The following is a 21,025-nucleotide window of genomic DNA, read 5'->3' as shown; positions in this document are numbered from 1 at the left end:
CCATCCAGAAACCTGCCTGCCCGGAAAATCTATGCTTTGAACGGCAGGATCCAACCGCCACGGTGCGGCGCTGAGAACCAATGTTACCCAAAGAACTGTTGCCCTACAACTCCTACGCCGATTGGCTGCGCGACACCGAAGGCTATGCGGGCCAGCTTGGTTTCGTGCGGGTGCTGCCGGCAAGGCCGCCTGGGAGCGCAGATTACAGCGGTATCTTCTCCGGCGTGCTGATGGCCCTGGGAATACAGCCCTACAGCTACCAGGCCGAAGCGCTCGAGCATTTGCAGAGTGGTCAGCATGTGGTGCTGGCTACCTCCACGGCTTCGGGCAAGAGCCTGGTCTTCCAGGTGCCCGTGCTCAAGGCGGCGCTCGAGGGCAAAACTGCCCTGCTGCTCTACCCCACCAAGGCCCTGGCTCACGACCAACTGGGGCGACTGCGGCAGATGGCCGAACCCCTGGGGGTGAAGGATCGCATTTACACCTACGACGGCGATACCTCCGATAGTGAGCGCAAAACAGCCAGGGAAAAAGGCCGGGCCCTGCTCACCAACCCCGACATGCTGCACTTCGGTCTGCTGCCCCGCCACAGCGACTGGGCCGGGTTTTTGTCGCAACTGCATTACATTGTGGTGGACGAACTCCATGCCTATCGCGGCGTGTTTGGCACCCATGCGGCGCTAATTTTGCAGCGGCTCATTCGGCTGGCCTGGCACTATGGAGCCACCCCCCAGGTGATTGCGGCGAGCGCCACCATTGCCAACCCTGCCGAACACGCCCACAGCCTGACGGGGCTAAACTTCCATGCAATCAACGCCAACCCCTCGAGGGCCGAGCGGGAGTTTGGCGTCTGGATTCCCAAGGCCCTCGATAAGGAGGGCAAACACCGCCGCAGCCCGAACCTCGAGGCCGCCCTGCTGGCCCGTCATGCGGCCGAACAGGGCCTGCGCACCCTGATCTTTACCAACGCCCGCCGCACCGCCGAGCTGGTAGCCCGCTACGCCGCCAACGAGCAGGTGCGGCCCTACCGGGCGGGCTACACGGCGGCGGAGCGAAGAAAGCTGGAGCAGGCCTTGCAGGAGGGTACGGTGCGGGTGCTGGTCAGTACGAGTGCCCTCGAGCTGGGGGTGGATATTGGCGGCCTGGACGCAGTGATTTTGCTGGGCTATCCAGGCTCGGTGAGCTCCTTCTGGCAACGCGCCGGGCGGGCCGGGCGCTCCGGGCGGCGGGCGCTGGTGCTGTGGATACCCCGCGAAGACCCCCTGGATGCCTACTTCGAGCAGCACCCCGACCTGCTGCTCAAAAGCCCCCCCGAATCGGCCATTGCCGACCCAGATAACCCGGTTCTGTATCCTCTGCATGCCCACTGTGCGGCGCGGGAATTGCCCATACCGCTCCCTGGGGCAGCCAGTCCAGGGTCTGGGGCCGAGGGTTCGGAGCCTGTAAGGCTTGACCCCATGTACAAACCCTGGCTCAACATCCAGCCCCCACTGGTGGAGAAATACGGGCGGCTTTACACGCCCAAGCGCTCCCCGCACCAGGACTTGGTTCTGCGCGGGCTGGGCCGAAGCTTCAGCCTGCGCGACAACACCGGCAAGCTGCTGGGCACCCTGGACGAGCGACAGGCCTACTGGGAGGCCCACCCAGGGGCGGTGTACCTGCACCAGGGCGAGAGTTATCTGGTGCGCAACCTCGACCCCGAGAAGCGGGAGATTGTGCTGCTGCCGGGCCTCGAGGACTACTACACCCAGCCCAGGGCCGAGACCGAGGTTGAGGTGTTGCAGGGAGAGGAAATCCTGAGCGGGATCTGGGTGGGGCCGGTGGTGCTGCGGGAGCGGGTCACGGGCTATGTGAAAAAGCGCTTCGTGAGCGAGACGGTGCTGGACGAGGTGGCCCTCCTGATGCCCGAACTCAGCTTCCAGACCGAGGCGGTCTGGTTCCACCCCTGCGAGGGTCTTGCGGTACTCCCCACCCTGGAAACCGATGGTCACGTGGAACCCCGCTGGCCCGACCCCACCTTCCTCACCGAAGCCCAGGTGCCCTCGGCCATCCACGCCCTCGAGCACACCCTGATTGGCTTGCTCCCCCTGTTTGTGCTGGCCGAGCGGCAGGATATTGGAGGGGTCTCGTATCCCTTCTACCCCAGGCCCCTCCCTTCCGGCAGTGGCCCGACTATCTTCATTTACGATGGCTACCCGGGCGGGGTAGGGTATGCTCGAGCGGCGGCGCGGCAGTTCCCCCGTTGGGTGGCCGCTGCCCGCGATCTGCTACAGGGCTGCCCTTGCGAGGAAGGTTGTCCACGCTGCATCCTGTCGCCCAAGTGCGGCAACGGCAACCAGTATCTCGACAAGCCCACCGCAAGGATGCTGGCCGAAGCACTTAGCAGCCGCTACAGCTCCGGAAAGCCCAACTGATGGAACACGTGATTGCCCAGGTTGTAGAGCAACTCAAGACCGACCCCAAGGTGATGGGGGTTCTGCTCACCGGCTCCCGCGCCCGGGGCGATGCCACCGCCGGCTCCGACGTGGACTTCTGGGTGCTTTTGAGCGGGGTCAACGAACGCAAATTCCGCAGCGAGGCGCAGCAGGGGTATTTGATTGAACTGCACTTTCGCAACCTGGTGCAGGCCCGCGACAAGCTGCGTCGCAACCCAATGGAACTCTATAGCCATCTGGACGGCAAAATCCTCCATGACCCCGAGGGCAAGCTGGCCGAGTTGCGGCTCGAGGCCCAGCAGCTTTTCGACGCCTACCAGATGCCCGAAGCCGAACGCAAAGCCCTGGCTTACTGGCTGGAAAGTGCCCGGCGCAAGCTCCAGACGGCGCTAGACGAACAGGCCCAGCTCAAGATGGGCTACCTGGCCAGCACCCAGAGCTGGAAGATTCTGGAGGGCCTGTGGGCCGCCAACCAGAAGCCCATGCCCCCTGCCGGAGCCGTGTTTGCCCACATCACCCGGCTCGAGGCCCCCCTCCCCCACTTCGAGCTGATGAACGGCCTCTTTGGGGCCGACCCCCTGACCCGCAGCAAAACTGCCCTGACCCTCATTGACTGGATTCTGCCGCGAATACACTAGAACCTTGTGGGCCTGCCTTCACTGAACGACGTGATTGCCGCCATCGCCACCCCCCCCGGCAAGGGTGCGGTGGGCATCGTGCGAGTCTCGGGCAACGGCAGCCTGGAGCTGGTCTCGAGGCTCTGGCAAGGCAAAAACCCCTGCAAGCTTAGGGGCGGGCGCTTCACTCATGGAAAAATCCGCGACCCCAGCACACAGGAAATCCTGGACGAGGCGCTTTTGCTGGTTTTTCGCCAACCCCATTCCTACACCGGCCAGGACAGCGCCGAGCTGCACACCCACGGCTCCCCGGCTGTGCTGCGCCGGGTTTTGCAGACCCTGTTCGAACTGGGGGCCCGTCCAGCCCAGCCCGGCGAGTTCACCCTGCGGGCCTACCTGAACGGCAAGATGGATCTGGCCCAGGCCGAGGCGGTGCTGAGTCTGGTGGAGGCCGAATCGGACGCAGCCCGGCGGCAGGCCCTACGGGGTCTGAGCGCGGGCCTGTCGCAAAAGATAGCGAACCTTTCCGAACAGCTCATCACCCTGCTGGCCCACATCCAGGCCTGGCTGGACTACCCCGAGGAAGGCGTGGAGCCAGTCCAGATTCAAGCAGCTCTGGAGCCCGTTTTGCAGGAAGTCCAGCACCTGCTGGCCACCGCGCCCGCCGGACGCATCGCCCAGAGAGGGGCCCGCATCGCCCTGGTGGGGGCTCCCAACGCGGGCAAGTCCAGCCTGCTCAACGCGCTTTTAGGCTACGAGCGGGCCATCGTCACCCCCATTCCCGGCACCACCCGCGACTACCTCGAGGCGCCCCTGGAAGTTGCTGGTGTGCCCATTGTGGCCATAGACACTGCGGGTGTGCGGGAAACCGAAGATATCGTGGAAAAAAGCGGGGTGGAGCGGGCTTTGCAAATTGCCCAGGAGGCCGACCTGATCCTGTACCTGGCCGACCAGAGCCAGCCTCTACCCCATCCACCAGCCCTGCCCTGGGAGCGCACCCTGAAGGTTGCTACCAAAGCCGACCTGCCTGCAGCCTGGTCGGACGCGGAGTTTCTGCAGGTCTCGAGCCAGACCGGGCTGGGCCTGGAGGCCTTACGCCAGCATATCCACCACCGACTCCTGGGAGAGGCCCCCGAGGGCGAACTCTGGATCAGCAACGAGCGCCATGTGGAGGCCCTGCGCCGGGCCGAAACCCATTTACTAGAAGCCCTGGATGCCCCCGAAGACCTGGCCGGGGTTTCCATCGAGATGGCCCTGGATGCCCTTGCGGAAATCCTGGGTAAGGATGTATCCGAAGAGGTGATTGACCGGGTGTTCCGGAACTTTTGTGTGGGCAAATGAAAGGGAGCCGATGGCCAATGGTCTATAGCCGATAGCCAGCAACCGGGCAAACTACCAGGGGTTCAGGGCTCTTGTATGCAGGCTACTTCCTCCGTACACTTGCGCCAATGTCCGGGGTTCAGAAAATAATCTCCAGGCGTAGCGTGCAGACCTACCTCGTAGCCGTGGGGCTCATGACCATGGGTCTGGTGCTGGTGGCGCTTTGTGTGGCGGCCTGGTTCCAGGGGGTCGAGCCGCTCTGGTCGGTGATCCTGTTTGGGTTGCTGGGGGTTTACATGGTTTTTCTGGGGGTGGACGAGGGCTGGCTGAGTGGCCTCGAGGTCACCCCCTCGCACCTGCGCATCCAGAGCTTTGGCCGTTGGGAGGAATATCCCCTGACCCGGATCGAGGCGGTGGACGGCCTGCGGGACATCCTGGGCGGGGGTATACAGTTGGTGCTGCTGGCTGCCGAGGGCCAGGCCATCCGGGTGCCGTTGCGCCGGTACGCCAATGCGGGCCCTCTGGCCCAGGCCCTGCTGGACGCGCTCTGGTTACAAAACAAAGAACTTGTCTTGATGCCTCGGCTGGCCCGGCGGTTGGGCCAGCCCCCGTTTGGGGTGTTTGCCGCTAAGAAATCCGGGCGCTAGCCCCTATGATTGAGGTATGGAGCTGGCCTGGGTTGGAGCTGCCTACGCGCTGGGGCTACTGGCGAGCCGTTTGGGCCTGCCCCCGTTGGTGGGCTATCTGGGAGCCGGCTTTGCCCTGTGGGGCTTCGGCTACCAGGACAGCACGCTCCTGGGTGAAATTGCCGACGTGGGCGTATTGCTGCTCCTGTTCACGGTGGGCCTGAAGCTGCGCTTTGCCAGCCTGGTGCGACTGGAGGTGCTGGGGGTAGGGGGCATCCACCTGGTGCTGTTCGCCTCGCTGCTGGGCCTGATTACCCTGTGGCTGAGCCTGGGCAGTAATGCGGCCATTTTTGTGGGAATTGGCCTGGCTTTCTCGAGTACGGTACTGGCCGTCAAGCTGCTGGACGACCGCCGGGAGCTCTCTACCTTTCACGGGCGGGTGGCAGTTGGCATACTGATCTTGCAGGATTTGGTTGCGGTGGGCCTGCTGGCCTATGCAGGGGTGAAAAACCCCACCCCCTGGGCCTTGTTGTTGCTGGCCCTACCTTTGTTGCGCCCCATCTTGGGCCGGATTCTGGAAAAGAGCGGCCACGATGAACTCCTGCTGCTGTACGGCCTTGGCTTGGCGCTGGGGGGGGCCACCCTGGCCAGGAGCCTGGGGGTCTCGCCCGAGTTGGGAGCGCTGCTGATCGGCGCCGCTCTGGCGGGACACCCACAAACCTCCGAGCTGTCGCGCACCCTGTGGGGCCTGAAAGAGGCTTTCCTGGTGGCTTTTTTCCTTCAGATTGGACTGATGGGCCTCCCGGGGGCCTCGAGCCTGCCGCTGGCCCTGGGCTTTGTGCTGCTGCTCCCGCTCAAGGCCGTGCTATTCTTTACGCTGTTTATCGCCTTTGGCTTGCGGGCCCGCACCGCCTTTGTAACCAGCGTTTCCCTCACGAGCTACAGTGAGTTCGCCCTAATTACCAGCGTGGCCGCCGTAGAGGGAGGGCTGTTACCGGAGTCCTGGGGCCAACTGGTGGGCCTGGTGGTGGCGGTCTCGCTGGCCCTGGCGGCCCCCCTCAATCGTTCGGTGCACAGCCTGTTTCAGCGCTACGAGGCTTTCCTGCTGCGCTTTGAGCGAAAAGGCCGCCACGCCGACGACGAGCCTACCAGCCTGGGGGGGGCCGAGTGGCTGGTGGTGGGAATGGGGCGCACCGGGGGGGCTGCTTACAAAATGCTCGAGGGCCAGGGGTTCCGGGTGCTGGGCCTGGATGCCGACGAGGGCAAGCTGGACGCCCACCGGGCCAAAAAACGCCTGGTGCGCTACGGCGACGCCGAAGACCCCGAGCTGTGGGAGCGGCTCGACTTGAGCGGCCTGCGCGGGGTGCTGCTGACGCTGCCCGACCTCGAGGCCAAGGTGCGGGCCATCCAGGGCCTCAAGCAGCGGCGCTTTAGCGGAATCATCGCCGCTACCAGCTACCACCGCGAGGAAGACCCCATCCTGGAAGCCGCCGGAGCCACCCTCATCTCCCACCCGTTCGCCGAGGCCGGCGAACGCCTGGCCGAGCGGGCGCTGGGCATCAACCTTATCGAAGAGGCCGAAGCGTCCAAAGTGGCCAGCTCCGTCCAGTAGCTTCACGGACGTTTTGCCCGCGTCCAGGCTTTTTTCCCCACCCCAGGCACTTTTTCCACCCGAAATCCTGCAGCCTCGAGGTTGCGTCGAACCTGCCCCGCCACCGAATAGGTCGCCAGATAGCCTCCGGGTTGCAGGGCAGCCAAAAGCCGCTCCAACACGGGGAATTGCCAGGGTTCGGGGTTCACCTGGGGGCTAAAGGGGTCGAGGTAGACCGCGCTGGCCCACCGGGGCGGAAATTGCGCCGTCATTACATCTTCAAAGTGGATTCCGAGACGGCCCCAAGTCCCCTGCAAGGCCAAAAAAGTCTGTGGATAGGCGGGCCAATTCGTGAGCACCTCTTCCCACACACGCCGGGCATGGGGGCTAAGGGGAACCTCTACGGATGCTAAGACCTCCCTCGAGACCGGCAAAAACTCGTAACTCAGATATTCCAGGGGCACCCCGCGCTGTACACAATTTTCCAGCGTGGCCCGGAAATTAACCCCCAGCCCAAAGCCGATTTCCAGCACGCGTGGCGCGGGGTGTTGGTGGGTTCGGGTCAGTTTCAGGTATAGCTCGTTGGCCTGCATCCAGGCCCCGTGCCGGGAACTGTAGGCCTCGCCAAATACCGGGTGCACCAGCGTCGGCGAGCCATCCTCAGTTCGTAGCGGCTGGTAGAAAAGGATACGGTCAGGCGCCAACTTCCACCCTCTGGGCCTCTTGTTGCATCAGGGCCCATAGCGCCTCCACATGAGGGCGTTCGGTGAACTCTGCCCCGATGGAAACCCGGGCCATCCAGCGCCCTTTGAGCAGGGCGGGGGTCAGGAAAGACCGACCCGTGCGGTTGAGGCGGGCGACCCAGTCCTGGGTGTGCCGGTCGAGCTGCTCCGGGCTCAGACCCCCTGGGTTGTAACGCACACACACCGTCTGCAAGGGCACCGGGGCCAACAGCTCCCAGCCGGCGGTTGCCTTCACCTGGGCCTCGAGCCACTTCGCATTGGCTAGGTCGCGTCGCAGCCGCGCCTGCAACCCCTCCACCCCCAGTTCGCGCAGGGCAAACCAGATCTTAAGGGCCCGAAAGCGCCGCCCCAGTGGAATTCCCCAGTCTTTGTAGTTTTTCACCTGCCCATCGGCAGCCGAGTGCAGGTAGGAAGGGTTGGTGGACATGGCCCGGATCAGGTGCTCGGGCTCGCGCACGTAGTAGAGCGAGCAGTCCATGGCCACCCCCAGCCACTTGTGGGGGTTGATCACGATGGAGTCGGCATGCTCGATGCCATCCCACATCCACCGGCACTCCGGCAGAATCATGGCCGAGCCCGCCATGGCTGCATCCACGTGCAGCCAGATGCCGTGTTCTCGGCATAACTCGGCAATTTTTCGCACCGGGTCAATGGCGGTGGTGGCGGTAGTACCCACAGCAGCAACCACCACACAGGGCCTGCGGCCTTCCGCCAGGTCGCGCTGCAGGGTGGCCTCGAGCACCTCCAGACGCATGGCATGGGCCTCGTCGGTTTCGATCAGGCGCAGGTTTTCACGGCCAAAACCGGCCAGCAAAGCGGCTTTGGGCACCGAGCTATGGGCCTGGTCGGAGACGTACACCGTGAGGGGCCTGGCCTCGGCCTGGAGACCGCCCCGATCCTGGGACTGGCCTGTGGCCCATTCGCGGGCGGTGAGCAGCGCTACCAGGGTGCCGGTGGAGGCGGTGTCCTGAATCACCCCCTGAAACGCCTCGGGCAGGCCCAGCATCTGGCGCAGCCAGTCGGTCATGACCTCCTCGACCTCGGTCAGGGCTGGGCTGGCCTGCCAGGTGATGCCGGTCTGCCCCAGGCCCGTGGCAACCAGATCGGCCAGCACCGAGGAGAGTGGGGCGTTGGAAGGAAACCAGGCAAAAAAGTTGGGGCTTTGCCAGTGGGTCAGGCCGGGAAACAACGCCTTCAGGTCTTCCTTTATTCCATCGAGACCCGTTCCTTGTTGGGGCGGTGCAGGCTCAAACAAGGCTTTGATGGCGCCGGGTTGGACTTGCGCCATTACCGGCAAAGACTCGATACCAGTGCGGTACTCGGCGATGAAGTCAATCAGTTCGTATCCCAGGCGCTTGAACTCTTCCGGCGTCATGAAAATAGCCTACCCCAAAAGCGAGGGCCTGGCCCCTGGAAGGCAGAGCCTGGCGAAACAACCCGGATAGGACTTCTTTGATAGGGGTTAGGGGGTAGGTGATGTAGACCCACAACCTGCCTTCGACTACCCGCTCGCTTATTGTGAATCGTTGAAAGTTGGTTGTGAGCCAAAAAGGCAACCTTTGACCCTGCCACCCCGCCTGTAGTTTTGGGTTCTTGACCAGGCACTTTTGGCTTCCCCCTGGGGGAGGGTTAGAATGGCACCTATGGAGATTACTCCAGAACTGGTCAAAAATCTGGGCAAGCTCTCGCGGCTGGCGCTCACCCCGGAAGAGGAGGCCAAGCTCGAGGGCGAGCTGCGCTCGATTGTGGGTTTTTTTGAAAAGCTGGGCGAGCTCGATACCGAAAACCTACCGGAGATGGCCCGCCCGGTGGCCATTACCAACCGCCTGCGGGCCGATGAAATAGAGCCCTCCTTGAGTCAGTCAGAAGCCCTGTCGGTAGCCATTGAACAGGAAGAAGGCCAGTTCAAAGTACCTAGGGTCATTGAATAACCGTCGAGTACCTGGGGTCTGGTGTCAGGCGCCCCACCCTCGACCCTGAGCGTCGCTATGCTAGACATCAAGTTTATCCGCGAAAACCCCCAAATCGTCCGCGAGGCCATCGAAAAGAAAGCCGGCACCCTCGACCTCGACGAGTTGCTGGCCCTGGACGCACAGGTGCAGGAGCTCAAGCGAAAAACGGAGCAGCTCCAGGCCGAGCGCAACGCCAACGCCAAAGCCGCCAGCAAGGCCCCGCCCGAAGAGCGCGCGGCCATGATTGAAAAGGGCAGGGAGATTGGGCGGCAGTTGGCCCTGCTCGAGCCCCAGCTACGCGACCTCGAGGCCCGCCTCAAAAACCTGCTCTACCTCACCCCCACCATTCCCTGGGAGGGTGCGCCGGTGGGCCCCGACGACTCGTTTAATGTCGAAACCCACGTCCACGGCAACCCCCGCATCTTTCTATTTGAGCCCCTCGACCACGTGGCCCTCATCGAGAAAAACGGCTGGGGCGATTTTGAACGGGCGGCCAAGGTCTCGGGCTCACGCTCGTACATCCTGAAGGGCGACCTGATGGTCTATGAACAAGCCCTGCTGCGCTTTGCCCTCGACCGGATGATTCAGGCCGGCTTTACCCCCCTGAGTGTGCCCAGCCTGACCAAGGAAGAGGTGCTTTACGGGCACGGCCAGTTCCCCACCGCCCGCGACCAGGTTTACTCGGTAGATGGCGAGGATGCCTTCCTGGCCGGCACTGCCGAGGTGCTGCTCAACTACCTGCACGCCGGCGAGATTCTGCCCGAGAGCGAGTTGCCCAAAACCTACACTGCGCTCTCGCCGTGTTTCCGCAGCGAGGCGGGCTCGGCAGGCAAGGACGTGCGCGGCCTGATGCGCGTACACCAGTTCAACAAGGTCGAGCAGTACGTGCTCTGCAAGGCCGACCTGGAAGAATCGAACAAGTGGTTCGACACCATGCTTTCCATCTCGGAGGGCATTTTGCAGGCCCTCGAGCTGCCCTACCGGGTGCTCGAGGTATCCACCGGCGATATGGGCCTGGGCAAGTACCGCCAGGTAGACCTGGAGACCTGGGTTCCCAGCGAGAACCGCTACCGCGAAACCCACTCCTGCTCGGCCCTCCTGGACTGGCAGGCCCGGCGGGCCAACCTCCGCTACCGCGACGAACACGGCAAGGTGCGCTACGCCTACACCCTGAACAACACCGCCCTGGCCACCCCGCGCATCCTGGTGATGCTCTTAGAAAACCACCAGAACGAAGACGGCACCGTGAACGTACCCAAAGCCGTGCAGCCCTATTTCGGCAAGGCGCGGCTCGAGCCTACCCCCTGAGTTACAAAACCCCCCGGTAGATCTGCTCGAGGCTTACACTCCCCTCCAAACAGGGCAGGGGTATGTCCCCTTGCTGGACGTAATCCATAACCCTCCACTCCCCCGCTTCACGCCAGTAGTGGCGCACCGTGCGGGACTCGCTATCTACAATCAGGTAGGTCTGCAGGCTGTGCAAGCTGCGGTACACATCGGCTTTTTCGCGCCGGTCAATATCTTTGGTACTGGGTGACAGCACCTCCACCAGCAGGCAGGGCTCGGTTTCGTAGAACTCGTTGGGGAGTTCTCCCTGACATACGACCATCGCGTCGGGGTAGTAAACCTTTTCGTCGCCTACCCGCAGTTTCATGTCGCTGGGATAGACGCGGCACCTACCATGAGCCAGGTTGAGCCCCACCAAAAGATGCACAATGTTGGCGCAGATTCGGTTGTGGATGCTGCTCCCTCCGGCCATCGCGTAGATGTGCCCATGCACATACTCGTGCCGCACCTCCCGTTCTGGCTCGGTGCGGAGGTACTCCTCGATGGTCATGAGTTGAGCGCTGGGTTTGATCATGGTTTCAGTGTAGCGCAGACCTGCTCATACCACCCTCAGGCTTTTTCGTTTCCCCTTTCCCTCCCACGGGGGGAAGGGTAAGAACACGAAGATAAAAGCCTGACCAGCGCCTGGAGATCTCCGTAGCTGGCCAGACCGTAGTGTGAGGAAGCCACAGGCCACACCCTTTTCCGATGAAATGCTCGTATTCGTTCACAAAGCAGGTTCGCGAAATCCATCTGTAACAACTATCCAGAGTGGTTCTTGGGATTTTAGCGCCCCGAGGGTTAGCATACGGGCATGAAAATCGAAGCTGCCGAACTCCGCCTGATCTCCCTGCCGCTCAAGTTTCGCTTCGAGACCTCCTTTGGGGTGCAGACCATGCGCCACGTGGTTGTCCTGACGCTTTACGGCGAGGGCCTCGAGGGCTACGCCGAAACGGTTATGGAGTACACCCCGCACTACCGCGAGGAGACCATTCCTGGGGCCTGGGCGCTTTTGGAAGAACTGCTCATTCCCAAGGTGCTGGGCAAAGACCTGGCCAACCCCGAGCAGCTCTGGAGCGAGATTAGCAGCTTCCGGGGCAACAAGATGGCCAAAGCCGCCCTCGAGATGGCCTTCTGGGACCTCTGGTGCAAGAGCCTGGGCCAGCCTCTGTGGAAGGTGCTGGGAGGCGTTCGCACCGAGATTCCGGTGGGCATCAGCCTGGGCATCGAGCCCAGCATCGAGGCCACCCTCGAGAAGGTGGGCAAGGGGCTGGCCGATGGCTACAAGCGCATCAAGCTCAAAATCAAACCCGGCTGGGATGTCAGGCTAGCGCTGGCCGTGCGCGAGGCCTACCCCGAGGCCAACCTCACCGTAGACGCCAACTCCGCCTACAGCCTGAACCACATCGCCACCTTCAAAGCCCTGGACGCCGCCAATCTCGACTACATTGAGCAGCCGCTGGCCTTCGACGACATCCTGGATCACGCCAAGTTGCAGGCGGCCATCTCCACCTCGATCTGCCTGGACGAGTCCATCACCTCGCCCGAGGACGCCCGCAAGGCCCTGGAAATCGGGGCTGGGCGGGTGATCAACCTCAAGCCGGGCCGGGTAGGCGGCATCCTGGCCAGCCGCAAGGTGCACGACATTACCCAGAGCTACGGGCTGCCGGTCTGGATGGGCGGAATGCTGGAAGCCGGCATTGGCCGGGCCGCCAACATTCACGTGGCCACCCTGCCCATGTTCATCAAGCCCGGCGATACCAGCAGTGCCAGCCGCTACTGGCAGGAGGACATCATCGAAGAGGCCCTCGAGGCCAAAAACGGCCTGATGCCCGTACCCCAGGGGCCGGGTCTGGGCGTGACGCTGAAGCGGGACCTTATCCAGAAGCTCACCGAGAAAACGGCGTATGTCTCCAGTGTCGCGCATAGCAAATAGCTTTTAGCCGATAGCCGTATGAATGTGTTGATTCGTGAACTGCACGAGCCCGAGGAGATCGCCTTAATACCTCGGCTCGAGCAGGCCATCTGGAACGACCCAAGCGACACCATCCGCACCGGCACCCTGATGGCCCTGGTACATGAGGGGGCCCTGCTGGCGGGAGCCTACCGGATCGAAACTTCCGTCACCCCTTTCTCCCCCCTGGGGGAAAGGGGTCGGGGGATTGGGGGCTCCACCCCGCAGCTTGTCGGTTTTATTTTCGGCTTCCCCACCAACCGCCCTTCCGACCACCATTCGCACATGGCTGGGGTGCTGCCGGAGTACCAGGGCAGCCAGATTGGGCTGCTGCTCAAGCGTTACCAGCGCGACTGGGCCCTGAGCCGAGGCTACGAGCGGGTGGTCTGGACCTTCGACCCCCTGCGGAGCCTCAACGCCCACTTCAACCTTCGCAAGCTGGGTGCCACCTTCCGCCGCTACATCCCCAACTGCTACGGCCCGATGGGGGGCATCAATGCGGGCGCCCCTTCGGATCGGGCCTATGCGGTCTGGGAGCTGCGTTCGCCCAGGGTGTTCAGCCGGATTTACGCACCGCCCCCGGCCCCCAGCGTGGAAGGCCTGCCCCAGGCCAACCGGGTCGAGCAGCAAGAGCCCGTGGAACTCCGGCTCGACCTGTCCGAAAAGCGAATCCTGGTGCAGATTCCCGAAGACTGGGGCCAGATTCTAAGCACCGACCCCGGCCTGGCCCTGCGCTGGCGGGCCCACAGCCGCGAGGTCTTTGAACACTACTTTGCCCAGGGCTACCAGGCCACCGATTTTGTGCGCGGCCCCAACCGGTATGTTCTCGAGCGAGAAACCCCTTGAAAGCCCGTATGCTCCCTTACCGCGGCTATGGGCAATAGACCATCGTCCATAGACTGGATTTCACTTGCGGCCTTGAGCATCCAACTTTGGGCACATAGGAGGAAACCCTGATTCTCGAGCCTGAAATCTGGACTGCCGGGGTGGTCTACGCCGGCTTCGGTACGCCCATGCTGAAAGGGGGGCTGGTGGTGGTGGGCCAGCACGTGGTGGCCGTGGGGCCTCTGGCCGAGTTGCGGCAAACCTACCCCGAGGCCCCGCTCATTCAAAAAGGCAAGGCCCTCACCCCAAAAGTGGTCAATGCCCACACCCACCTGGATTTGTCCACAGTTCCCTATTTTCGAGGCGGCTATACCGAGTTCATCCAGCATGTGATTGACCACGGTTCAAAGCGCACCACGGAGGCCGCCCTGCAGGGCCTGAACGAGCTCCAGGCACTGGGGGTGGGGGGGTTTGGGGACATCGCATACAGGCCCGAAGTGGTGGAGTGGCTGCTGGAAAACAGTCCCCTGCCCGGCGTGGTGTACCTGGAGGTCATCAACCGCAACCCCGAACAGGCAGACTCAGTAGCGGGTCGGGTAGCCCAGCAGTTGTCCGAATGGCGCAAGCGAAAGAGTCTGCTACGGGTGGGCATATCGCCCCATACCCCCTACAACGTGAGCCCGGCCCTGCTCAAAAAACTGGTGGAGATGGCCCGGCTCGAGGGCTTCCCCCTGCAGATGCACGTAGCCGAAAGCCCCGAGGAAACCGCGCTGATGACCCAAAGCAGCGGCCCCCTAAAGGCCCTGCCTGAGCGGTATGGCTATCCCCCTTACCAGAACCTCCCCGGCCTGACCCCGGTGCGCTACCTGGCCGAACTCGGGGTGCTGGGGCCGCACCTGACGGTGGTGCATGGCGTGCAGGTGGACGAGGAGGAGGTGCAGATGCTGGCCCAGTCCGGCACCCAGGTGGTGGCCTGTCCGCGCAGCAACGAAGCCCTGGCCTGCGGCCAGATGCCCTGGGAGCTCTACCTCAAGTACCGCCTCGAGCCCGCCCTAGGCACCGACTCGCGCAGCAGCAGCCCCGATCTGGACGTGCGGAACGAAGCGCTCTTTTTGTGGGAGCGGGTAGACCCCCGGGTTCTGGTGCGGGCCGCCACCCGCAACGGCTACCGGATGCTGGGGCTGGAAGCGCCCCGCATCACCCGCGGAACATCGGTTTCCCAAGTACAATCCTGGTAGTCGGCCTCAGTGCCGTGATTCTTATGCAGATTGGTGCGCTCATCCTCTACAGCGCTTTCGTGGGGGCCCTCACCGGGGTTTTTGCCGCCGGGTTTGTGTTCGTGCTGGGGGTAATCGAGCGCTATCTGCTGGGCGAAACCCTGGGTTACCTGCCCCCCGGCCTGCCGGGGGAAGGGGGCCTTTCGCAGATTTTCCGTGGGCCCGCCTTCTGGTGGCTGGCCCTGTTGTTGCCGCTGGTGTTCGCCGCCTCGAGCTACCTGGGCTCGGGCCGGGGGCTGGGCTGGCTCCTGGCGGCCTACCGCACGGGCCGCCCGGTACGGGCCAGCGAGTATTTTCGGGGCATCATCGGTTCGCTGGTACAGCTGGGCGCAGGCTCCCCCCTGGGCCGCGAGGGGCCTATGGCCGCGCTGGGCCTGTGGGTCGGCAGCGTGATGGGGCGACGTATTCCGCTGGGGGAGTCGAGTCGGTTTCTGCCCTTTGCGGGCATGGCGGCGGGGTTTGCCTCGGCCTTCCATGCGCCCATGGCCGGAGCGCTCCTGGCCAGCGAGATTGTCTACCGGGGGCTGGCGCTCGAGGTCGGCGCCCTGGCCCCCGCACTGATCGGCGCACTGGCGGGCTTCACGGTGTACGGGCTCTTTCACGGGTATGGCCCTCTGCTCGAGCTCACCCCGGGGCCTCTGGAGTGGCCGCAGCTTCTGTTTGGGCTGGCGATTGGGCTGGTGTGCGCCGGGGTGGGCACCCTGTGGCTCGAGGCCGAGCGCTTTCTGCAACGCGTTTTGCGCCGCCTTACCTTTGGAGTACGCCACGCCCTCTTCGGGCTGGTGCTGGCGGGGGTCTTGCTCTCGATGCCCGAGGCCATTGGGAGCGGACTGTCCTGGGTTCAGCTTGGCACGTCGCCCATCCTGACGCTGCCTTTCCTGGGGATGCTCTTCCTGTTACAGCTCGCCTTGCTGATTCTGGGCGGTGGTGTGCGAGCCTACGGGGGGCAGCTCACCCCGGCCCTCACCCTGGGTGGCCTCAGCGGGCTCATTCTGGCCCAACTGCTGGCCCAGGTTTTCCCTTCTATCGCACCCTCTCCGGAAACCGCCGCCCTGGTGGGCATGGCCTCGCTGTTAGCAGGGATTGCCCGCGCACCCTTTGCCGCCGTGGTACTGGCGGGCGAAATTGGGGGCTACAGTCTGCTGCCGCTGACCCTCATCGCCGCTTTTGCCGCCTACACCTTCACCAGCCCACGCGGCAGTTTCGAGGTCGGAGAGCTCAACCCAGATAAGGATGGGCCAGCGGAGCCTCTGCCTGAAAACGCTCCGCAAACTTTACTCCAACCTCGGCCCCCAGCCTCGAGCGATTCGCCCTGAAAGCCTCCAGGGTATACTCCCACTGATAAAAATCGCGGTAAAAGCCAAACACCCGGTCGGCCACCGCCTGACCCTCTTCACCCACATCCACATACAACGCAGGCCTTGGAATATCGCTGCGGTAATAGTGCAGCAGGCGCACAGGGTTGCGGTGCGGTTCGCCCACCAGCTTGGGAATGCGACAGAACTTGAGCGCCGAGAGGGTAGCCCAGTAGGCGGCCCGGTGGTCGGGGTGCACATCGTGGGGGTTCCAGGTCACCACCACATCGGGCTTCCAGCTCGCCACCACCCGCGCTATGGCCAGGGCCTCTTCGCGGCCCCCGGTCAGGCTCGAGTCGGGAAAGTCGAGAAACTGAGCCTCTGCGCCAATCATTTCAGCCACCGCATGGCCGTGCCCTTCGCGGATACGGGCCACCTCTTCGGGGGGCATATCGCCAAACTGACTGGCCAGCTCGCCCCGTGTGAGCCAGAGAATCCGGGCCGCATCGCCCCGCAAAACATGCTTGGCCAGGGTGCCGGAAACGCCTATTTCGTCGTCGGGGTGGGGAAAGACGGCAAGCAAACGCACCCCCAAAGTATAACCCTACCCAGCTTGACGCCCCCAGAAGCGCCCTGTACACTCAACGTTGCCTGCCAAGGCAGGTACAGTTTGCCCTGGAGTGGTGCCCGAGTGGTTGAAGGGGCACGCCTGGAGAGCGTGTATACGGGTTTCCTGTATCGAGGGTTCGAATCCCTCCCACTCCGCCAGCCAAACGCCCGCAGGACTCATTGCGGGCGTTTCCAGTTAGCGATAGCTCTCGACGGCACGAACCAGGCGCTCTACATCCTCGAGTTCGTTGTAAATTTGCGCCGAGATCCGCACCCACAGGCGCTCATCCCGGCACAGGATGGGGGCCTCGAGCCGGTGCTCGTACAGGAGAGCGTACTGCAAGCGGGCCGCCTCCTCAGGGGTTTTCCCCAAAGACCCCGGCAGGGGCAGGGTAACCATGCACCCGACCATCGCCTCGGGCGCAGGTAGGTCAAACCCCCATCGGCTGGTGAGCATCAAGGCCGCATCCCAGGCCAGGCGGTGATTGTAGCCGCGCATAGCCTCCCAGCCCCATTCCCGAAGCAGATCCAGGGCCGCCGGGGCAGACAGATAGGGCGTGGGGTCTTTGGTGCCCACCCAGTCGAACGCCTGGGTAAAGCCCTGCCCCAGGCCCCAGGAAATTACCGGCGGGTGCAGGTCTGGCTGACGCTCCGGGGCCGCCCACAAAATGCCACATCCTTTGGGGGCCAGCGCCCACTTGTGCAGGTTGCCGGTGTAGTAGTCCACCCCCAGGCTGGGAATGTCCAGCGGAATGGCCCCTGGCGCGTGGGCCCCATCGGCCAGCACCGGCACCCCCGCAGCCCGGCAGCAGGCCGCCATCTCGGCCAGGGGTAGCACCAGCGCGGTCTCGGAGGTGATGTGGTCGAGGATGGCCAGTCGCGTGCGGGGGGTCAGGGCCTCGGCCACCGCCGAGACAAGTGGCGCCTTGTCTGGGAGCGGGAAAGGGAGCGCTACCGTAACCAGGCGAGCCCCGGCCCGCTCGGCCACAAAGCGGGCGGCATTCACCACCGCGCCGTAGGCCAGGTTGGTAATCAGAATTTCGTCCCCTGGCCGCAAATCCAGGGATTGCAACACCGCGTTGACCCCGGTGGTAGCGTTGTCCACAAACACCAGATCCTGGCCTTGAGCGCCCACAAACCGGGCCACCGCCTCGGCGGCTTCGCGCAGCCGGGGCACCGGGCGATCCGACGCACCGGACAGGGCCGACAACTCCCGGAGCAAAAAACGGGCGGGCTGCCGCTCCATCTCCTCTCGCAGGGCTTGCTGTACGGCCAGCACTTTTTTGGGGGTAGCGCCCACCGTACCGTGATTGAGGTAGGTGATGGCCGGGTCGAGCGGCCAGTGCCAGAGCATCTCCCTGCCGAAGCAGGTGGAACCCATCCCGCTCATGGGTCGAGGGCCAGCTCCTCGTAGGGTACCTCCAGGTAGTCGGCCAGCACCTCCACCACCAGCTCATGGTCTTCGCGCTGTGGCAGGCCCGAGACCGTGATAGCCCCAATACAGCCCACACCCTGAACGAAGATGGGGAAACTCCCCCCGTGGGCAGCGTAATCGCGGGCATCCAGACCGCGCTCCTCGAGGCTATTCTGCTTCTGCTTGAGCATCAGGCCCACCGCGTAGGAGCTGCGGTGAAAGCGCTGTACCACGTTGCGCTTCCGCCTGGCCCACTCGGCATTATCGGGGCTGGTGCCGCTCATGGCGTAAAAGAACAGGGTTTGACCAAAAAAACTGATGTCAATCGCGATTGCACGGTGCAAGGCCTCGGCAGCCTGTTTGAGTTTTTGCCCCAGCTCCCAGGCGGTCTGGGCGTCAAACCGCTCAAACCGCAAGCGGGCCTCCTGTTCAGAAATTCCGGCCAGGTCTTGTTCAAGGTTCATCCGTTCACCCCCAGGGGTATCTCCCGATGTTCGTTAGCGCTTTCTATAGCGGCCTCGAGCACCTCCATTAGCCGCACTGCCTGCTCCGGGGGCACCGGGTTGGGCCCCTCTTGCCGGATGGCATCGCGCACCCCCTCGTAAAAGCGCCGATAGTCCCCAGGCTCCATGGGCACGGGCTCCGCCGCCTGATCGGGCCGGTAGAGCCAGCCTTCCGAGAGCGCAGGACTCCAGCCTTCCTGCCCCGGACGGAGGCCTTGTTTGAGCAGCGCTTCCTGGCCATCGAGCCCCCTGGACGCAAAACTGGCCTCCGTTCCATGCACCACAAACCGCGGGCTTCCCCCCGGCACCAGGGCGCTGGCGTGCAGCACCACCCGCAGCCTGGGGTAGCGCAGCAGCACGTGAAAGTAGTCCGGGGCCTGGGCCTGGTAGCGTTGCTGGGCAATATCGGCATACACTGCCTGGGGCATGCCGAAAAGCTCGAGCGCCTGGTCGGCCAGATGCGGCCCCAGGTCGTACCAGAGGCCACTGCCCGGCCCGGCCTGGTCGCGCCAGCGGTTCTGCACCTCGGGGCGGTAGCGGTCGAAGTGGGACTCGAGGTAGACCACCTCCCCCAGCACACCCTGCAACACCAGCTTGCGCAAGGTCAAAAAATCGCCGTCCCAGCGACGGTTCTGGTAAACCGAAAGCACTTTGCCCCGCTCGGCAGCCAGGCTCGCCAGCGCTCTGGCCTCGCTTGCAAGAATGGTAAAGGGTTTGTCCACTACCACATGCTTTCCGGCTTGCAGGGCCCGCCGGGCCAGGTCGAAGTGGGTAGCGTTGGGCGTAGCAATCACCACCAGATCAAGCTCAGAGTGGTTAATTACTTCCTCGATGGACTCACTCACCCAGAGGTCGGGCCAGTCCGATTTGACCTTTTCGGGCTTGCTGCTGGCAACCGTTACCAAACGCAAACCCGGAACGTTCTGAATTATCGGTGCATGAAACACCCGTCCAGCAAAACCATAGCCGATCAGCGCAACGTGAATGGGTCGGTTCATAGTGCCTCTTCTACCTGTAAGGTAAGCACGTTGTTTGCTATAGCTTACCGCGTTTTGCACAATTTTCCGCCCTTTGAAGTCGAGGACAGTGCGGCTATGATACGCCTCTGTGCTGCCGACCAGAGCACTCCTCACCAAGATTTGTAGCTACCCGGCGACCGAGTGAAGAGGCGGCACAAACAAGGCTTCAGACAACCTTGTTGCTAACCAGCTCAAAGCCTTTTTACGGCTTCTGGAGTACTTCCAGGACTTGCCTGGCCACGCGCTCCCCCAGATCCAATCCGCCACTACCATCAATAAACCAGTGGATGCCCGCAATGATGCGCGAATAGGAGGCCTCTTTGGCCATTTCGTTCCAGGTTTTGGCTTCGCTGGGGAAAAAAGCGGTCAGGATGGTAGCAGCCGCGCCACTCACCGTCGAGTGGCCCGAAGGATAGGCGGGGAAACGGGGTGTGCGCAGATACGGCCGCCAGCGTTTGTCAAAGGTAGCTACCCACTGATCGGGTCGGGCCGTGTAGTATATGTATTTGTCACGCCAGCATGCTATGAAGGAGTTGTGCATGGCCACATTAAGGGCTGCTAATATCGCAACTGCATCTGCGGCCTGGGATTGCCGCTTTTGTAAAATTTCGACTGCGGCCTCCTGCCAGAGCCCTGCGGGCGTAACCGTACCAGGATCCCCTGCCCACCTATCGGCAATCTGTCGTCCATAGTCGTTCAGTTTTTGCTGCTCGGCCCAAAATAAAGTGCGTTCCCGTTCATATTCGGGGGAGTTCCAATCCGGAGGCGGACTTGAGCGGGCTAGCGCTTCAAGCCTCACGCCAATAGGGGTCACGCTGCCCCAACCCGGCTCGACGGCCGGGCGACCCAGGGGCAAAACCCAGACGCCGGGCGCTGGGGCCGGGTAGGTGGGAATAATCTGGCGAGCTGCGCCATCCCGACGGCCCCAGGCCACGATCTGAAGCCCGACTTGTCGCCCAATTTCTCGAGAAAGCTGCAGATTTTTCTCTGCAAATCCAGCACTCGAGGCCCTGGCATAAATTGCAGCCACGGTCTGGCGAAGAGCATCTTTCAGGTTGGGAAAAGTGGGGTGCAGGTAGAGCATGACCTCCTGCGCCGCGAAGGCTGTTACAACATTGGGCTCGGCTTCGGGGTGGTTACGCAACAGATACAGGCTATCGTTCATCGCTACTGTGAGCAGGGCCAGGGCCCGTGCCGTGCGGGGAGGCGAGAACATCTGGGTCTGGATACCAAGCAATTCCAGTCGTTGGAGTTCGCTCAGGGTGTCCCAGCTCAGGTTACTGGCAGGCTGCCTGGGGTCGGTCTGCAACTGCGCCAAAGAGCGCTCTATTGTAGGCGTGGCAGTTGCTATCCAGGCCCTGGATTGAACAAACTGGGCCCACCCCGGACTCGAGCCGATCAGCAACAAAGCTACCATCCAGTAACTGAATACCTTCGGAGCCTGTGGTTTTCTCAATAGGCCCATAACTTAGTCTAGCGCTTCTCGCTGCCGAATTTGCAAGGAGGTTACGCGGTGGTCATT

Annotated in this window: 19 protein-coding genes and 1 tRNA gene; 12 read left to right on the top strand and 8 right to left on the bottom strand. The window is 63.2% G+C overall.

Going from position 1 to position 21,025, the window contains the following annotated elements; all coding sequences use genetic code 11:
- Positions 1-80: 80 nt before the first annotated feature.
- From J3L12_RS00250 to J3L12_RS00230, 5 genes are all read left to right on the top strand, one after another.
- A complete protein-coding gene (locus J3L12_RS00250) occupies positions 81-2,411 on the top strand; it encodes a DEAD/DEAH box helicase (protein ID WP_208013026.1) in 2,331 nt (776 codons plus the stop codon).
- Positions 2,411-3,070: a nucleotidyltransferase domain-containing protein gene (locus J3L12_RS00245; protein WP_208013025.1), complete on the top strand. Its 660-nt coding sequence runs from the start codon at positions 2,411-2,413 to the stop codon at positions 3,068-3,070. Before J3L12_RS00250 ends, J3L12_RS00245 begins: the two co-directional genes overlap by 1 nt.
- Positions 3,071-3,076: 6 nt before the next feature.
- Positions 3,077-4,390, top strand: a complete 1,314-nt coding sequence (gene mnmE / locus J3L12_RS00240; RefSeq protein ID WP_208013024.1) for a tRNA uridine-5-carboxymethylaminomethyl(34) synthesis GTPase MnmE — start codon at positions 3,077-3,079, stop codon at positions 4,388-4,390.
- Positions 4,391-4,533: 143 nt separating this feature from the next.
- Entirely contained in the window at positions 4,534-5,016 is a 483-nt protein-coding gene (locus tag J3L12_RS00235; RefSeq protein ID WP_347708810.1) for an amino acid ABC transporter permease, read from the top strand.
- Between the two features lie 16 nt (positions 5,017-5,032).
- The gene (locus J3L12_RS00230; protein ID WP_208013022.1) at positions 5,033-6,607 is read left to right on the top strand and encodes a cation:proton antiporter family protein; all 1,575 of its coding nucleotides are present in this window, start codon (positions 5,033-5,035) and stop codon (positions 6,605-6,607) included.
- Between the two features lie 2 nt (positions 6,608-6,609).
- On the opposite strand, the gene mnmD is transcribed toward J3L12_RS00230, so the two are convergent.
- Together mnmD and J3L12_RS00220 are read right to left on the bottom strand one after the other, a co-directional pair.
- Complete coding sequence (mnmD, locus tag J3L12_RS00225; protein WP_243454772.1) at positions 6,610-7,290, bottom strand: tRNA (5-methylaminomethyl-2-thiouridine)(34)-methyltransferase MnmD; 681 nt, start codon at positions 7,288-7,290, stop codon at positions 6,610-6,612.
- Complete coding sequence (locus J3L12_RS00220; protein WP_208013021.1) at positions 7,280-8,704, bottom strand: pyridoxal-dependent decarboxylase; 1,425 nt, start codon at positions 8,702-8,704, stop codon at positions 7,280-7,282. Before J3L12_RS00220 ends, mnmD begins: the two co-directional genes overlap by 11 nt.
- A gap of 268 nt (positions 8,705-8,972) precedes the next feature.
- On the opposite strand from J3L12_RS00220, the gene gatC reads away from it, so the two are divergent.
- Both gatC and serS read left to right on the top strand, forming a co-directional pair.
- On the top strand, positions 8,973-9,260 hold the full coding sequence (gene gatC / locus J3L12_RS00215) for an Asp-tRNA(Asn)/Glu-tRNA(Gln) amidotransferase subunit GatC (RefSeq protein WP_208013020.1): 288 nt from the start codon (positions 8,973-8,975) through the stop codon (positions 9,258-9,260).
- Positions 9,261-9,317: 57 nt separating this feature from the next.
- Entirely contained in the window at positions 9,318-10,589 is a 1,272-nt protein-coding gene (gene serS, locus J3L12_RS00210) for a serine--tRNA ligase (RefSeq protein ID WP_208013019.1), read from the top strand.
- Position 10,590: 1 nt separating this feature from the next.
- On the opposite strand, the gene J3L12_RS00205 is transcribed toward serS, so the two are convergent.
- Positions 10,591-11,142, bottom strand: a complete 552-nt coding sequence (locus tag J3L12_RS00205) for a Uma2 family endonuclease (RefSeq protein ID WP_208013018.1) — start codon at positions 11,140-11,142, stop codon at positions 10,591-10,593.
- A 279-nt stretch (positions 11,143-11,421) separates the two neighbouring features.
- Here J3L12_RS00205 and menC point away from each other — a divergent pair, with 279 nt between their 5' ends.
- From menC to J3L12_RS00185, 4 genes are all read left to right on the top strand, one after another.
- Entirely contained in the window at positions 11,422-12,543 is a 1,122-nt protein-coding gene (gene menC / locus J3L12_RS00200) for an o-succinylbenzoate synthase (RefSeq protein WP_208013017.1), read from the top strand.
- An 18-nt stretch (positions 12,544-12,561) separates the two neighbouring features.
- Positions 12,562-13,407: a GNAT family N-acetyltransferase gene (locus J3L12_RS00195; RefSeq protein ID WP_208013016.1), complete on the top strand. Its 846-nt coding sequence runs from the start codon at positions 12,562-12,564 to the stop codon at positions 13,405-13,407.
- Positions 13,408-13,574: 167 nt separating this feature from the next.
- Positions 13,575-14,624, top strand: a complete 1,050-nt coding sequence (locus tag J3L12_RS00190) for an amidohydrolase family protein (RefSeq protein ID WP_208013269.1) — start codon at positions 13,575-13,577, stop codon at positions 14,622-14,624.
- 23 nt (positions 14,625-14,647) lie between these two features.
- Positions 14,648-15,979 carry a chloride channel protein gene (locus J3L12_RS00185; protein WP_208013015.1) on the top strand — a complete coding sequence of 444 codons (1,332 nt, stop codon included), beginning with the start codon at positions 14,648-14,650 and terminating at the stop codon, positions 15,977-15,979.
- On the opposite strand, the gene J3L12_RS00180 is transcribed toward J3L12_RS00185, so the two are convergent.
- Entirely contained in the window at positions 15,882-16,547 is a 666-nt protein-coding gene (locus J3L12_RS00180; RefSeq protein ID WP_208013014.1) for a PIG-L family deacetylase, read from the bottom strand. The two genes, J3L12_RS00185 and J3L12_RS00180, sit on opposite strands and share 98 nt — an antisense overlap.
- 88 nt (positions 16,548-16,635) lie before the next feature.
- On the opposite strand from J3L12_RS00180, the gene J3L12_RS00175 reads away from it, so the two are divergent.
- A tRNA-Ser gene (locus tag J3L12_RS00175) sits at positions 16,636-16,726 on the top strand.
- 37 nt (positions 16,727-16,763) lie between these two features.
- Here the strand turns inward: J3L12_RS00175 and J3L12_RS00170 are convergent.
- From J3L12_RS00170 to J3L12_RS00155, 4 genes are all read right to left on the bottom strand, one after another.
- Entirely contained in the window at positions 16,764-17,957 is a 1,194-nt protein-coding gene (locus J3L12_RS00170; RefSeq protein WP_208013013.1) for an aminotransferase class V-fold PLP-dependent enzyme, read from the bottom strand.
- Positions 17,954-18,445: a heme-degrading domain-containing protein gene (locus J3L12_RS00165; protein WP_208013012.1), complete on the bottom strand. Its 492-nt coding sequence runs from the start codon at positions 18,443-18,445 to the stop codon at positions 17,954-17,956. The genes J3L12_RS00170 and J3L12_RS00165 overlap by 4 nt, the downstream gene beginning before the upstream one ends.
- On the bottom strand, positions 18,442-19,482 hold the full coding sequence (locus tag J3L12_RS00160; RefSeq protein ID WP_208013011.1) for an oxidoreductase: 1,041 nt from the start codon (positions 19,480-19,482) through the stop codon (positions 18,442-18,444). The genes J3L12_RS00165 and J3L12_RS00160 overlap by 4 nt, the downstream gene beginning before the upstream one ends.
- Before the next feature lie 223 nt (positions 19,483-19,705).
- The gene (locus tag J3L12_RS00155; protein WP_208013010.1) at positions 19,706-20,920 is read right to left on the bottom strand and encodes a vanadium-dependent haloperoxidase; all 1,215 of its coding nucleotides are present in this window, start codon (positions 20,918-20,920) and stop codon (positions 19,706-19,708) included.
- Positions 20,921-21,025 lie beyond the last annotated feature (105 nt).

Source organism: Meiothermus sp. CFH 77666 (genome assembly GCF_017497985.1).
Lineage (GTDB): Bacteria > Deinococcota > Deinococci > Deinococcales > Thermaceae > Meiothermus.
Note: the sequence above shows the minus strand (reverse complement) of the source record. Positions and strands in the feature narration are given on the sequence as shown.

Coding starts and splice junctions, on each gene's coding strand:
- J3L12_RS00160 (WP_208013011.1), bottom strand. CDS start 19,482: ATGAACCGACCCATTCACGTTGCGCTGATCGGCTATGGTTTTGCTGGA.
- gatC (WP_208013020.1), top strand. CDS start 8,973: ATGGAGATTACTCCAGAACTGGTCAAAAATCTGGGCAAGCTCTCGCGG.
- J3L12_RS00165 (WP_208013012.1), bottom strand. CDS start 18,445: ATGAACCTTGAACAAGACCTGGCCGGAATTTCTGAACAGGAGGCCCGC.
- menC (WP_208013017.1), top strand. CDS start 11,422: ATGAAAATCGAAGCTGCCGAACTCCGCCTGATCTCCCTGCCGCTCAAG.
- J3L12_RS00205 (WP_208013018.1), bottom strand. CDS start 11,142: ATGATCAAACCCAGCGCTCAACTCATGACCATCGAGGAGTACCTCCGC.
- J3L12_RS00250 (WP_208013026.1), top strand. CDS start 81: ATGTTACCCAAAGAACTGTTGCCCTACAACTCCTACGCCGATTGGCTG.
- J3L12_RS00245 (WP_208013025.1), top strand. CDS start 2,411: ATGGAACACGTGATTGCCCAGGTTGTAGAGCAACTCAAGACCGACCCC.
- J3L12_RS00185 (WP_208013015.1), top strand. CDS start 14,648: ATGCAGATTGGTGCGCTCATCCTCTACAGCGCTTTCGTGGGGGCCCTC.
- J3L12_RS00170 (WP_208013013.1), bottom strand. CDS start 17,957: ATGAGCGGGATGGGTTCCACCTGCTTCGGCAGGGAGATGCTCTGGCAC.
- serS (WP_208013019.1), top strand. CDS start 9,318: ATGCTAGACATCAAGTTTATCCGCGAAAACCCCCAAATCGTCCGCGAG.
- J3L12_RS00195 (WP_208013016.1), top strand. CDS start 12,562: ATGAATGTGTTGATTCGTGAACTGCACGAGCCCGAGGAGATCGCCTTA.
- J3L12_RS00190 (WP_208013269.1), top strand. CDS start 13,575: ATGCTGAAAGGGGGGCTGGTGGTGGTGGGCCAGCACGTGGTGGCCGTG.
- J3L12_RS00155 (WP_208013010.1), bottom strand. CDS start 20,920: ATGGTAGCTTTGTTGCTGATCGGCTCGAGTCCGGGGTGGGCCCAGTTT.
- J3L12_RS00230 (WP_208013022.1), top strand. CDS start 5,033: ATGGAGCTGGCCTGGGTTGGAGCTGCCTACGCGCTGGGGCTACTGGCG.
- J3L12_RS00220 (WP_208013021.1), bottom strand. CDS start 8,704: ATGACGCCGGAAGAGTTCAAGCGCCTGGGATACGAACTGATTGACTTC.